12 protein-coding genes are annotated in these 13935 nt (G+C 64.7%); 5 read left to right on the top strand and 7 right to left on the bottom strand.

The features are described from left to right. Nucleotides 1-63: 63 nt before the first annotated feature. Genes DZC52_RS03080 through DZC52_RS03090 form a run of 3 tightly spaced genes read left to right on the top strand, consistent with a single transcriptional unit; the run spans nt 64 to nt 1963 of the window. Nucleotides 64-1128 carry a M14 family metallopeptidase gene (locus DZC52_RS03080; RefSeq protein WP_116649648.1) on the top strand — a complete coding sequence of 355 codons (1065 nt, stop codon included), beginning with the start codon at nt 64-66 and terminating at the stop codon, nt 1126-1128. Nucleotides 1129-1155: 27 nt separating this feature from the next. After that, a complete protein-coding gene (locus DZC52_RS03085) occupies nt 1156-1365 on the top strand; it encodes a hypothetical protein (protein ID WP_116649649.1) in 210 nt (69 codons plus the stop codon). After that, nucleotides 1355-1963, top strand: coding sequence for a DUF502 domain-containing protein (locus tag DZC52_RS03090; RefSeq protein ID WP_116649650.1), 609 nt, complete (start codon nt 1355-1357; stop codon nt 1961-1963). Before DZC52_RS03085 ends, DZC52_RS03090 begins: the two co-directional genes overlap by 11 nt. 115 nt (nt 1964-2078) lie before the next feature. On the opposite strand, the gene prpC is transcribed toward DZC52_RS03090, so the two are convergent. From prpC to DZC52_RS03115, 5 genes are all read right to left on the bottom strand, one after another. Then, a complete protein-coding gene (gene prpC, locus DZC52_RS03095; RefSeq protein ID WP_116649651.1) occupies nt 2079-3203 on the bottom strand; it encodes a bifunctional 2-methylcitrate synthase/citrate synthase in 1125 nt (374 codons plus the stop codon). Further along, nucleotides 3200-4084 carry a methylisocitrate lyase gene (prpB, locus tag DZC52_RS03100; protein WP_116649652.1) on the bottom strand — a complete coding sequence of 295 codons (885 nt, stop codon included), beginning with the start codon at nt 4082-4084 and terminating at the stop codon, nt 3200-3202. Before prpB ends, prpC begins: the two co-directional genes overlap by 4 nt. A 93-nt stretch (nt 4085-4177) precedes the next feature. After that, nucleotides 4178-5701 carry a PH domain-containing protein gene (locus DZC52_RS03105; protein ID WP_181918742.1) on the bottom strand — a complete coding sequence of 508 codons (1524 nt, stop codon included), beginning with the start codon at nt 5699-5701 and terminating at the stop codon, nt 4178-4180. Then, a complete protein-coding gene (locus DZC52_RS03110) occupies nt 5688-6260 on the bottom strand; it encodes a PH domain-containing protein (RefSeq protein ID WP_116649654.1) in 573 nt (190 codons plus the stop codon). Before DZC52_RS03110 ends, DZC52_RS03105 begins: the two co-directional genes overlap by 14 nt. Nucleotides 6261-6345: 85 nt before the next feature. Continuing rightward, complete coding sequence (locus DZC52_RS03115) at nt 6346-7416, bottom strand: phosphotransferase family protein (protein ID WP_116649655.1); 1071 nt, start codon at nt 7414-7416, stop codon at nt 6346-6348. Between the two features lie 129 nt (nt 7417-7545). On the opposite strand from DZC52_RS03115, the gene DZC52_RS03120 reads away from it, so the two are divergent. Together DZC52_RS03120 and DZC52_RS03125 are read left to right on the top strand one after the other, a co-directional pair. Continuing rightward, nucleotides 7546-9852 carry a right-handed parallel beta-helix repeat-containing protein gene (locus tag DZC52_RS03120; protein ID WP_116649656.1) on the top strand — a complete coding sequence of 769 codons (2307 nt, stop codon included), beginning with the start codon at nt 7546-7548 and terminating at the stop codon, nt 9850-9852. A 138-nt stretch (nt 9853-9990) separates the two neighbouring features. Then, nucleotides 9991-10479, top strand: coding sequence for a hypothetical protein (locus DZC52_RS03125; RefSeq protein WP_147307586.1), 489 nt, complete (start codon nt 9991-9993; stop codon nt 10477-10479). A 6-nt stretch (nt 10480-10485) separates the two neighbouring features. Here the strand turns inward: DZC52_RS03125 and DZC52_RS03130 are convergent, their stop codons facing one another. Further along, the gene (locus tag DZC52_RS03130; protein ID WP_181918743.1) at nt 10486-11088 is read right to left on the bottom strand and encodes an ECF-type sigma factor; all 603 of its coding nucleotides are present in this window, start codon (nt 11086-11088) and stop codon (nt 10486-10488) included. A 73-nt stretch (nt 11089-11161) separates the two neighbouring features. Next, a complete protein-coding gene (locus DZC52_RS03135) occupies nt 11162-13837 on the bottom strand; it encodes a serine/threonine-protein kinase (RefSeq protein ID WP_147307587.1) in 2676 nt (891 codons plus the stop codon). Nucleotides 13838-13935: the final 98 nt, after the last annotated feature.

The raw sequence follows: 13935 nt of genomic DNA on the forward strand, positions 1-13935 counted from the left end.
TCCCATTCCCGACGATAACAGGTCTTTCCACCGGGACGGGAAGCGGTTACGTTATCTCCCGGTATGGAACCGACAATCCTCGACCACCTTCCCGACGGCCTGCTCGACCGGCCCGCCAGTCGACTGCATGAAGTCCTTGACGGGCCCACCCTGCTTCACCTCCCGGGGCGACGCCCGCGACCCCTGTTCGTGTCCGTGCTCCAGCACGGCAACGAGATCTCCGGCTGGGAGGCCGTCAGGCGCCTGCTCAAGGGCCGCTACGCCCGGGACCCGCTGCCGCGCAGCCTGATCCTGCTGATCGCCAACGTTCGCGCCGCCTCACGCAACCGCCGCTACCTCTCCGACCAGCCCGACTACAACCGCTGCTGGCCCGGATCGGACACCGAAGCCGGAGACGTCCACCGGCTCTTCGAGCGGATCACCGGACACGTTCGCGCCCAGAAGCCCCTGGCCAGCATCGACATCCACAACAACACCGGAGAAAACCCGCACTACGCCGCGATCAATCGAACCGACCCGGCACACCTGCGCCTCGCTTCGCTGTTTTCGCGAACCGTCCTCTACTTCACCCAACCCCGCGGCGTCCAGTCCATGGCCTTCGGCGAGTTCTGCCCGGCGGTGACGCTCGAGTGCGGGCCGCCCTCCCGGCTCGACGGCGCCGACCACGCCCTTTCCTACCTCTCGTCGATCATCAACGCCGAGGAGCTGGACCCCCGACCGCCGGCGCCGGAAGATATCGAGCTCTTCCAGATGGTGGCAACCGTCAACCTGCCGCCGGCACACTCCTTCAGTTTCAGCCCGGACGGCTCGGACATCGTGTTGCGCGAAGACCTCGACCAGCTCAACTTTCGCGAGCTGCCGCCCGGCACCCGTTTGGGCCACGTCAACGCACCGGTGGACCCTGCACTCCTGGTGCGCGGGCACGAGGAAGTCGACGCATCCGCCCTCTGGTTCAGCGTGATCAAAGGCGATATCCTCACCAGCAGGCCCATGATGCCGGCCATGCTCACCACCGACGAGCGCGTCATACGGCAGGACTGTCTCTGTCACCTGATGGAACGCATACCGGCAGGACGGCCGTCGGCGGAACCGGAAGACTGGCACCAACTCCCCGAAAGCCGCCCCTGAATTCCTGAAGCCGAAGGAGAACCGAGAATGAACCTGTTTTCCGCCATGGTCGCCATCGCTGCCATTATCGGAATCGTCGCGGTCGCCCGCCACTGGTTCGAATCCCGCCGCGGCCAGGGTGTCGACCGTGAGCATTTCGAGCGCGTCGAGATCGAACTGCGCGAGCGCATCGAAACACTGGAGCGCATCGTCACCGACCAGCGCGAAAAACTCAGGAAGCAGATCGATGAGCTCTGAGCACGACGGCACGGTTGCGCGTCTGGTTCGCCTGTTCCTCAAGGGCCTGGGCACGATCATTCCGATCGCGCTCACGCTGCTGATCGTCCTCTGGTTGGCCGGCATCGCCGAACGCGGAATCGGTTCGCTGATCAAGCTCGTCCTGCCGGAAGACTGGTACATCACCGGCATGGGCCTGGTCGGCGGCATACTGGTGGTGATGGCGATCGGCTTGCTCAGCCAGGTCTGGCTGTTCCGCAAGCTGATCGATCTCGGCGAGGCCATCCTCGACCGCATGCCGGTCATCAAGTCCGTCTTCCGCGCCACCAAGGACTTCGTCGAGTATTTTTCGAGCGACGACGCTGAACGCTTCAGCCAGGCGGTAATGGTGCGCCACCCGGACTTCAAGATCGGCATGATGGGTTTCATCACCCGCGAGGACTTTTCCAACCTGCCCTTCGGCGAGGAAGGCGAGGTCGCCGTCTACCTGCCGCTGAGCTACCAGGTGGCGGGCTACACGATCTTTGTGCCGAAGGAATGGTGCGAGCCGGTGGACCTGCCCTTCGAGGACGCGCTGCGCCTGATCCTGACGGCGGCGATGTCGCGGCGAGGAGGATAGAGATAGGGCAAATCCGAAACAAGAAGCACCAAATCCGAAAGCAGCTGCGAAAACTGGTGCTTCGAATTTCGAATTTGACCGGGCAAAGAGCCGGGCTGTGCCCGGCCCCGTTACCCTACTGGCGCTGGTCGATCGACGGCACCGACCGATCCTCCGGACCGATGTAATCGGCACCCGGTCGGATGATGCGGTTGTTGGCGCGCTGCTCCATGATATGGGCGCACCAGCCGGTCACGCGCGACATCACGAAGATGGGTGTGAACAAACTCGTCGGAATGCCCATGAAATGGTAGGCGGAAGCGTGGTAGAAGTCGGCGTTGGCGAACAGCTTCTTCTCGTCCCACATGGTCTTCTCGACGATTTCCGAGACCGGGAACAAGGTGTCGTCGCCGACGTCTTCGGCCAGCTTGCGCGACCACTCGCGGATGATGGCGTTACGCGGGTCCTTCTCGCGGTAGACGGCGTGACCGAAGCCCATGATCTTCTCTTTTTCCTCGAGCTTGCGCAGGACGTCCTCGCGCGCCTGTTCGGGCGAGTGGTATTTCTCGAGCATGGCCATCGCCATCTCGTTGGCGCCGCCGTGCAGCGGCCCCCGGAGCGAACCGATCGCGCCGGTCACGCAGCTGTGCATGTCCGACAGGGTCGAGGCGCACACGCGCGCCGTGAAGGTCGAGGCGTTGAACTCGTGCTCGGCGTAGAGAATCAGCGACACGTCCATCACCCGTGCATGCAGTTCACTCGGCGCCTTGCCGTGCAGCAGGTGCAGGAAATGACCGCCGATGCTGTCATCGTCGGTTTCAACATCGATACGCTTGCCGTCGTGGCTGTAGCGATACCAGTAGGTGATCATCGACGGGAAGGTCGCCAGCAGGCGATCGGCCATGTCCTGCTGATCGTCGAAGCTCTCTTCCGTCTCGAGGTTGCCCAGGAAGGAGCAACCGGTTCGCAGCACGTCCATCGGATGAGCGTTGGCCGGAATCCGCTCGAGCACTTCCTTTAGGGCATCGGGCAGCCCGCGCAGCGCCTTCAGTCGGCTGGTGTAGGCGTCGAGCTCGTCCTGATTGGGAAGATGGCCCTTGAGAATCAGGTGGGCGACTTCGTTGAACGAGGCCTTCTCGGCCAGCTCGTCGACGGCGTATCCGCGATAGCGCAGGCTGTTGCCGGACGCGCCGACAGTGCAGATCTCGGTCTGGCCGGCCGACTGGCCGCGCAGGCCGGCTCCGGGTTTCTTCTCGGTCATGACGACTCCTTGCTGAACAACTGATCCAGTTTCTGCTCGAACTCGTGGTAGCCGAGCACTTCGTATAGTTCATCGCGCGTCTGCATGGCATCGACCACGTTCTTCTGGTGGCCGTCGCGACCGATCGCCTCGTAGACCATCAGTGCCGCCTTGCTCATGGCGCGGAATGCCGATAGCGGGTACAGCACAAGCCCGGCCCCGGCCTCGCGCAGCTCCTCGACGGAAAACAGCGGTGTCTTGCCGAACTCGGTGATGTTGGCCAATACCGGTACGTTCACCTGGCGGGCGAACTCGCCGAACTCCTCGAGCGTGTGCAACGCCTCGGCGAAGATCATGTCGGCGCCGCTCTCGACATAGAGATTGGCGCGATCCACGGCCGCCGCCATGCCCTCTCCGGCATAAGCGTCGGTCCGGGCCATGAACACGAACGAGTCGTCGCAGCGCGCGTCCACACCGGCCCGAACGCGGTCGGCCATTTCCTCGGGGCTGACCAGTGCCTTGTTGGGGCGGTGCCCGCAGCGCTTGGCCGCCACCTGGTCCTCGAGATGGATCGCGGCGACGCCGGCGCGTTCCATTTCACGGACGGTGCGCGCGATGTTGAACGCGCTGCCCCAGCCCGTATCGACGTCGACCAGAAGCGGCAGGTCGCTGATCGCGGTGATGCGACGCGCATCTTCGAGGACGTCGGCCAGCTGCGTGATACCGAGATCCGGCAGACCGTAGGAAGCATTGGCCACGCCGCCGCCCGACAGATAAATGGCCTGGTGACCGGCCTGCTCGGCCAGCAGCGCGGAATAGGCGTTGATCGTGCCGACGACCTGCAGCGGCGGATTGTCGGCGACCAGCCTGCGAAAGCGGGCGCCTGGCGTTTGATCGCTCATGCGAACTCGGGCTCCGGGATTGGGGACAGCCCGGCATTTTATCACGGGGGGCTCGCCGCTCCCGAACGCTCCGACGGCAATCGCCCGGGGCGGTCAAACGCGGTGCGCGCGCGATGTTTCGGCCGCCAGGACGGCCCGGTTGACCAGCTCGACGGCGTCGCTCCTGGCGATGAACGGCACGGTGACCTGCCCCTGCGGCAGCACCAGCCGGACCGAGGCCAGGTCGTGCCGCCTGAAGTAAGGCGTGCTGACCACGGCGGCCTGCTGCACCATGGCCAGCTCGAAAGCGTCACGCCGCAAGCCGAACAAGCCCTGCTGGATCCAGCACACGCCATCGACCACCTGCCAGCCCCAGCAGCGCCAGCTGCGATGAACGAGCCAGAGAACGACCAGCAGGATCACCAGCACGCCGCCCATGAGCAAACGCGTTTCGGACAGGTACCACCAGGCCAGCGCCGTCAAGAGCAGTACCGGCGCGCTGATCCGCGACCACAACAGCGTCCGGAAACGGCGACTGATCGGGCGCATTGACTCCGGCACGGAGAACCCCGGCATGAGGCGGCCGATCAGATGCAGGTCCCCGCGTCGCATGCCGGGGATCAGGAAGTGCTTCCCCGATGGATCGACCTCGAACTCCTTGCTGCTCGCCTGCTTGCCGATCAGGTACCACTGGCCGATCAGCCGGCCCAGCGCCGTCTGGTAGAGCGTCAGGCCGGTGAGTTTTCGGCGGCGGATATTCTGCTCGCGCCGGTCGAGCAAGCCGCCGATGGACAGGAATCGATCACCCAGATCGCGAAGGATGAAATCGTGGAAGCGCACGAAAGACAGCACGCCCGACAGGACGAACAACGAAATGACGAGCAAGAGAATCAGCCCCGCCGCGCCGGTCCAGCCGAATTCGAGAATTCGCTGCACCAGGGCGCTCACGCCGATCGAGCCGATCCACTGCTCGATGCGCTCCCACATTGTGCCGAAGAGCCAGGCAGCGACGCCGGCGATCAGCCAGACCTGGTTGCTGACCAGGCCGTGGGCGAACAGCCGCAGGTTGCCGGGGGCGTGAATCAGGGTCGCGTCCGACGCCTCGGTTTGGACTTCGGCCGGCGCTGCTTCCGGATCGACGTCGTACTCGGCCTCACGACCCGCTGCGCCGCCGGCGCGGGCGATATGGTCGCGCAGGGCCAGCGCCAGCTCCTGGCTGACGCCCGGCAACGACACCTCCGTCGATTCCGCCCCGGGCGTCTCCAGCGTGAACCGCACCAGCCCGAAGGGCCTGAAGTAGAACGGCTGGCTCAGACCCACGTTCTGGACCCGTGCGAAGCGGATGCGCAGGTCCTTGTTTTCGATGATTCCCCGACGCAGGCGAATGGCATCGCCTTCGATGCGGAAACGGAAACGGCGGTGATAGATCGCCGCAACCAGGATCCCGACGAGCAGTGCGAGCAGGCCGCCGAGCACGAACTCGCGCAGCCCCAGGCGATCGAGAAAGGCAAACCCGGCGCCCGCACCGGCAAACGCGTAGAGATTCTCGCGAACGAACTTCGCGCCACCGTTGATGACCAGGAACAATAGCGCCATCGGCGCCAGGCGCTGCCAGGTATTGAGATCAATCGGCGTCACGAACCGGCCCTTCGACGTCGCCGTCTTCCTCGTGATCGGCAGACTCGGCAATCTGTTCGAGCAGGTACTGGCGCACCCGCCGCGCATCGCCTCGATCGAGACCCTTTACGGTCAGGTCGGCGGTCATGCCCCCGGCGGTAAAGCACTTGACCCGCATCAGCCCCAGATAGCGCTCCAGCGGTCCGTGAAGCGCTTCGACGTGCTGAATGCGCGCAAACGGCACGATCACCGTCTTGCGCCAGACCACGCCGTAGCGATAGATCAGATCATGCTCGCGCAGGGCCCAGGCGCGGGTGCGGGCATCCAGCCTTGCGTAGACGGCGCCGGCAACGGCCACGGCAAGCGGTGGCAGCGGCAGCCACCACAGGCCGTCCAGCGGCACGAACGGCAGCATGGGAACAACCAGCGCAGCAACTGCGAGAATCAGCCAGAAGGCGGTCTGCGTGATCAGCGCCCAGGGCAGGTAGGCATCGGCCACGGACGTGAGCTGCACGCGCTGAAAATCCGGCAGGCTCGAAGCCTCGACCTGATCGTTGCTGAAGATCTCTCCCTGCTCCATCTCCTTGACGGTCCCTGTATGCGAAAGTCGATCAGTGTCGCGCAAACCCGACGCCGGCAATAGTGTCTTTTGTCATGTGTCGCGCTCAGCGAGCGCGAGCGATCGTGCGCCGGCAGCGCCAGAGCAGGTAGTTCACCGCCAGCCAGAAATGCTTGAAAGCCCTGTTGCTGGTCTGGCGGTAGTGGTAACGGTAGTAGATCTGCTGCGCGATCACGGCCAGGCGGAACAGACCATAGACTTCGTAGAAGGCCCAGTTCTCGGGCTGTAAGCCGGTGCGCTCGCAGTAATAGTCGACCACTTCACGCCGCGTCATCATGCCCGGCAGGTGCGTGGGCTGGCGGCGGAAACCACGAAAGTAGAAATCGTCATCGGCCTGGACCCAGTAGGCCAGTGAGTTGCCCAGATCCATCAGCGGATCGCCCAGCGTGGCCAGCTCCCAGTCGAGCACGCCGATGATGCGCATCGGATCGTCGGCATCCAGCACGAGGTTGTCGAAGCGGTAGTCACCGTGGATCACGCGAATGGCCACTTCGTCGGGGATGTTGTTGGCCAGCCAGTCCATCACGTAACGCCCGGAGCCGACGTTCCATGTCTTCGCCTTCCGGAACCGCCCCGACCAGCCCTCGATCTGGCGGCGATTGTAGCCAGCTCCCTTGGCCAGGTCCTTCAACCCGGCGGCCTCGATGTCGACCGAATGCAGCTCGATCAGTCGATCGATCGCGCTGCGGCACAGGCTGCGCACCTGCTCTTCGGAAAGCGCCAGACCACTCGGCAGGTTGCGCCGCAGGATGATTCCTTCGATGCGCTGCATGACGTAGAAGTCGCAGCCCATCACGTCTTGATCGGTGCACAGCGCCACCATGTCCGGGACGTAGGGAAACACCGACTCGAGCGCAGCCTGGATATCGTGCTCGCGCACCATGTTGTGCGCCGATTTCGCCTTGGTGCCCGGCGGCGGCCGGCGCAGGATCAGATCGCGATCCGGGTAGCGCAGCAGGTAGGTCAGGTTCGATGCCCCCTTCGAGAACTGGCTGACTTCCGGCCGCCCTTCCAGCCCCTCGACCCGCGCCTTGAGCCAGGCGTCGACGGCGTCGACGTCGAAGCGGTCCTCGTCGCGCAAGGCTTTCGGCCGGTCGATCAAATCCCTGTCCGGCATGGTGCTCCCCGAAACGAAAACTTCATGATACACGGTCGAATCGCAGCCACCGTTCCCGGTAGCGCCGTCCGTGTCCTGTGAATTCTCCCGACTGCGTAACCCCCCACAGGCATCCGAAGAGACCACAGAATGAATCCAACGATCAAGCTTCCCATGTTCCGGGCCGCCATGCTGCTCGGCCTGATCTGTGCTGCCGGCGCGGCAACGGCGCAGACTACGCTGTTCATCAACAGCGTGGGCGACGATCCCGCCCTCGACCCCGAAACCGGCACCTGTTCCACCGGCGACGTCATCGTCGACCCACCACCGTTCATTTTCGAATGCACGCTGCGCGCCGCGATCGAAACCGCCAATGAAATCGACGGGCCTGTCGTCATCGAGGTCTCCAGTGCAATCGAACTGACGATCGGCGACGTCTCCTGGATCGAGATCAATTCCGCGCTCCCCTACATCACCAATCAGGTCACCATCGCCGGCGATACGCACCCGGAACACGACGACGACAGCCGGACCCATCTCGCGCTACGCGGCCCCGACTCGGGCAGCTTCAGCGGACTGCGGTTCGGCTCGGGTGCCAGCGGATCGGTGGTGAGAAACGTCGGCATCTCGAGATTCGGCAACAGCGGCATCCTGATATCGGGAGGCGAAAACTACGTCATCGAGAACAATATCCTCGGGGGATTCTGGGGCGGAACGGCCTGGAACTCCTCCGGCAACGGCGGCCAGGGGCTCGATATCAGCAATGCCAGCGGCAGCCAGATCCGGGACAACGTGATCCACGCCAATGACGCCAACGGCGTGCGGATCCGCAACGGATCCGCCAACAACCTGCTGCAGGGCAACGTCATCGGATTACGAAGACCCGATATCATTCTCGAACCCTTCGCGCCGATCTCGGGCAACGCGGGGCACGGCGTACATATCACCGCCAGCGCCGGGGCCGGAAACGCCATCGGGTTCCTCGATGGCAACACAATCTCGAACAACGACGGCTCGGGCCTCCTGATCGAGGCCGACGGGCAAGTTGTATTGGGCAACGCGATCGGCATACCGCACGATGGTCAGGCCGACATCGATTATCCGCCCCAGGACTACGGCAACGGGGAGCACGGCATCGATGTTACGGGCTCGGACAATCAGATCGGCACGTCCGGGGCGGGCCGCAACACGATTGGCCATTCCCAGGCTTCCGGTATCGTCATCGGCAACAACGCTGGCATCGCGGCCGACAACAACGAGATTGCCTGGAACTACGTCGGCACCAATGCCGAAGGAGACGACCTCGGCATGCAAATCGGCATCGTCGTGTACAGCGGCGCAGGCAATGTGCTGGCCAACAACGTGGTCTCCCACAACTTCGAAGGAATGGGCACGCAAAGCGAGGGCGGGGTCTTCATTCGGGGCAATACGGTGACGCAGAATACGGGCAACGGCGTGATCTTCGTCGGCCCGGGACAGCTCGGCTCGCTCGACGAGAACGACGCCAACATCATCGGAAACAACGCGGTCGGCGTCCTGGTCGATGCGTACACTTCGGCCAATCCGACCGCGCTGGTCGCGATCCGCAACAACTACATCGGCACCGATGCCAGCGGGACATCAATGGGCAACGACATCGGCATCGCGGTCGGATCGAATTTGAATCGCGTGTGGATCGGGCAATCCGACAATACCGGCAACACAATCGTCAACAGCACCATCACGGGCATCCTGCTCGACGGCGCGGAGGAAACGCTCGTGCTGGGCAATCACATCGGCGTCCACCCCGACGGCACGCCGATGGGCAACGCGATGGCCGTGCGGCTGCAAGTCGGGTCGGTCGACAACCAGATCGGCTACGCTCCCAACGACATCATCGATTCGGGAACCTGGAGCCCGGGGACCGATAGCGGCAACGTCATCGCCCATAACGGCGCCGGTATCTCCTTCGAGTTGGGATCCAACGGCGGCGCCATCGGCAACGTGATACGTGGCAACCGGATCCACAGCAACGGAACGGCGACGACGCCGGGAATCGACCTGGGCATGACCGCGCTCGACGTGGGCGGGAGCGGTACGGGCCCGAACACCCTGCTCAACTATCCCGACTTCGACGCCAATGCCACCAGCTGGGACGCGGGAACGGGGCAACTCGACTATCGCTATCGGGTCCAGACGGTACCGGCCAACGCCGATTACCCGATGACAATCGACTTCTACCTGACCGACGGGAACAGTCCACAGGGTCGGACCTACATAGGCTCCGAGACCTATCCCGAGTCGGCCTCATTCGAATTCCGCACCGGCTCGCTGTCGCTCACGCAACCGGTCAACGCATCGACTTACCTGGTCGCCACCGCGACGGACGCCTCCGGCAACACCAGCCAGTTCACGCACCAGCCCTTCCCGCTGATCGTCTCCGACGCACTCTTCTCGGACCGCTTCGAGGGACCGTGAACTCAACGAGGACAGCCAGACCGCCACCCGATCGCGACGGCCGATCGGGTGGCGGCATTCGACAACCCTGTCCTCCCATGCAGCCCGATCGCGTAGCCGATCTCGAGACCTTCATCACTCCACGAACGGGAAATGACCATGCGCAGGCCAATCACACTCCTCACACTCGCCTTGCCCTTGGCGCTGGCCGCCTGTTCGGCCGACGCACCTGACACGGCTTCATCACTAGCCGCTCCGGATTCACCGGCCCCCTCCGGGACTGCAGCGGGTTTCACCCTGCCCGACGACTTTCCGGAACAGATCCCCCTGCCCGAGACCTACCTGATCGTACGCAACAGTACGGGCACAAGCGAGCTGTCGGGGCGCGAGATCGCACTCAATGTCGCGCTGCCGGGCACCATCGAGGAATGGAAACGAACCTACGACGCGGCGCTGCGCGAGGGTTTCGAGGCCGTCGAGTTCGACGAGAACATCAGCGGCCTGCGCTGGCGGTTTCGCGGTCGGGGATTCGAGTACGCGATTCTGTACCTCAACGACAACCAGGGCTACCTCGATCGCGGTTCGACCGACTCGACCCATCTGCCGGTCATGCTCTCGCTGCAATTGACCGAACGTCGCAGCCGATAGCGGTGTTCACGAACCCGCTGCCGGGTCGAAGTCGGACAGTTCGATCCTGAGCCAGGCCCTCGCACGGCGAAGGTCCCGGATCACGGTGCGACTCGAGATGCCGAACATCTCCCCGATCTCTTCGACGGTGGCGCCGGCGTAAAGCTGTGCGGTCAGCGCTTCGGTCATCCGCCGATCGCTGTCGGCCATGCGCTCGAGCGCCTCGTCCACCGCGATGACCCGAACCAGGTCGTCGTCTTCCCCGCCGTACTCCGACTCGTCGAAGGTATCGCGGACCTGGTCGCCGCCGCGCTTGGAAGCCAGTCGCTTGCGCGCGTAGTCGAGAATCAGCTGGCGCATGACGCAGGCCGCCAGGCGCTGGAAATGCAGGCGGTTCTCGATCTCCCCGCCCGCGCTTCGCCGCATCTTCAGGAAGGCCTCGTGAACCAGCGCCGTGGTCTGAAGGGTCGCGCTACCGCCCAGGCGCCGGCGCTGAGCGCGGCCGATGCGCCGCATATCGTCGTAGACCAGCGGCATGAGTCGCTCGAACAGGTCGGGCTCTCCCCGAATCTCTTCGAGCAGCCGCGTTACTTCGTGTTCGGGCACGGCGCCGATTGAATCCCCGCTCATGACAGCGCCCCTTCCTGTGCGTTGCTCCTGCCACCGGGCGGCGGCTGAACCCATCCAATGCATCCCATGGGTCTCATTCCTCGTTGATCAACCGGGCCCGCCAGGCGGAGGCATGCTCGTCATGGCCCGCCCCGGGCGCTACCTCGTGCCAGCTCGCGTAGACATCCGCCAGTGACTTGACCACGACTTGTGTGTGGCCGTGTTCCGCCCCGAAGGCCTCCACAAAGATGCCGTGTGACTCGAGCATGACGGCCTCGGCCTCGTCGAAGCGACCGAGCGCGGCGAGTTCGCGTCCCTGACGATTGAGGAAAACACCGAGGTACCAGTGTCCGTCCTCCAGCGACTGGCGACCGCCCGACACGGCCTCGGCCGCCAGCGCTTCGGCATCCTCGTACCGGCCCAGTTTGTGCAGCAAGTCGGCCAGGTTGTTCATGGCAACGAGCGTCAGGGGATGTTGATCGCCCCGCACGCGGCGAGACATCGAAAGCGCCTGCTGGAAGTGGTGCTCGGCCTCGACGAGCCGATCGGTATTGACCAGCAAGTAGCCCATGTTGTTGGTCGAGACCAGCGTTTCCGGATGCTCGCGGCCGAGCACCTCGGTGCGGCCCGCCAGTGCTTCGCGGTAGTAGGGCTCGGCCTCGTCGAAGCGATCCTCGCCGGCCAGGAAGACGCCCAGATTGCTGATCGAACGCAGCGTATCCGGATGATCGTCGCCCAGCACGGCACGCCGCGTGCCGAGCGCCTCGCGATAGAGCGGCAGGGCTTCCGCGGGGCGTTCGAGGCCATCGAACAAGGCCGCCATGTTGGACATCGACACCAGCGTGTCGGGATGTTCGGGGCCGAGCACCTCCCGCCGGCCCTGCAGCGCCTCGCGGAAATTCGGTTCAGCGTCGACATAGCGCCCCATCGCTTCCAGCGCGATGCCGGCGTTGCTCAGCGCGGTCAACGTCTCCGGATGCTTGGGCCCGTGCAACGCCTCCAGGCCCGCCAGCGCTTTGCGATATTGGGCGAGCGCCTCATCGTGACTGCCTTCAGCCATAAGCTGCTGGCCCATTCGATTGACCGATTCCAGCGTATCGGGATGCTGGTCGCCGAGCATCTCGCGCCGAACGGCAAGCGCTTCCCGCTGGGGCGCACCGGCCTGCCGCTCCAGGCCCACGGCGCGCTGGGTCGTCGCGACGGTCTGCAGCAAGCGCGCACGCAACAGGGGCTGGTCAGCGAACTGATCGTCGATGGACTCGAGCGCATTCTCGAAGATGTTGTCCTGCAGGGCATCGCGGGCCAGGTCGGAGAAGTTGACCCGGGCAAGCATGCGCTGAGCCTCAAGATCCCTTTCCTGCAACGCCGGACCGGTCATTCCGTTACGCGCCATGGATTCACGATGACGGGCGGCTATTCCCGTCCTCAATCCAACGCCCATCCGCCGGACGTCGATCGCCGAAAGCTGCGCGGCCTGGAAGGCGACGACCTGCTCGAGCTCCCCGGCCAGCTGCGTACTCTCGGCTTCGGCCATCAGGGCGCGCTCGGTCTGGGCCGCAGCGCGATCGCGCTCGACCGTGGCCCGATGGGCCTGCCAGAGCGCGCCGGCCAGCGCCAGGCAGAGCGCGGCGGATACGGCACCGGCCATGCCGACAGCGAATCGGTGCCGATCCACGAACCGCTTGACCAGATACAGACGCGTCGGCGCACGCGCCTCGACGGGCATTCGCGTCCGGTAACGACGGATGTCCTCGATCAGGCCGAAGACCGTCGGGTAACGATCCCGGGGATCCTCGGCCGTGGCGCGAGCGACGATCGCCGCCAGGTCGTCTCGCCGCGGGATGCTCCGCTGCAGGCTTTCTCCGTGGATCGGGCCCGCGCGCGACTGCAGCAGCGAATCGGTCAACAGCCAATAGAGCATGGCCCCCAACGACCAGACATCCGACTGGGTCGACGGGGACTCGCCGGCCCGCAGTTCGGGCGCGGCGAATTCCGGCGTCAAGGCCCGCAGCGGGGATTCCCCGCTGGCTTCACCCTCCTCCAGGAGCCTGGCGATGCCGAAGTCGACCAGGCGCACTGCCCCTTCGTCGTTGACGCGAACATTGCTGGGCTTGAGGTCTCCGTGAACCACGCGGCGCTGATGCGCGTGGGAGGCGGCAGACGCCATCTGCTCGAACAGATCAAGCCGCCTGCCCAGCGCCGGCGCCTCGTCGTGTACGTATGCATCGAGATCGCGTCCGGGCACCCACTCCATGACGAGAAAGGCATGGCCGTCCCCGGTCGACCCGCCGTCGATCAGGCGGGCGATGCCGCGGTGGCTGAGCCGGGCCAGCAGTTGGCGCTCCATGGTAAGGCGTTCTTCCAGAGCCGCACGGCGAACGCGGATGACCTTGACCGCGGCTTCCATCTCGAATGCACCATCGGCACGCCGGGCTTTGTAGACGGTCCCCATCCCGCCATGGCCCACCGCATGCTCGATCCGCCACGCGCCAACCCGAGTGTCAGGGGCCAGGGTCACCTCATGACGGGATACGGCGTCCTTTTGCGCCGCCTGCCCCACCCGCTCGAAGAGGGTGGAAAGATCTTCCCCGGGTTGTTCTGCACTCGCCGCCAACAACGCGACCAGCCAGCGGTGAATGCGGGCGGTCCGCCCCGCGATGGCAGCCAATTCGCGTTCGCGGGCGTTGTCATCGAGGTCGAGCAAGCCATCGAGCAGCCGATCCAGCAGCCGACGGCGTCGCGGAGTTATTCTCGGGAATGGCGTCGTCACAATGAACGCAGACGGATTCCGCGGCGGGCGTCAGGCATTCGCAGGCAGGCCGCTGCACCTGCTTTGTCCGGCGAACGGGCGAAGGAGGGATTGTCCCG

It is taken from the genome of Wenzhouxiangella sediminis (assembly GCF_003410055.1).
Classification (GTDB): domain Bacteria; phylum Pseudomonadota; class Gammaproteobacteria; order Xanthomonadales; family Wenzhouxiangellaceae; genus Wenzhouxiangella; species Wenzhouxiangella sediminis.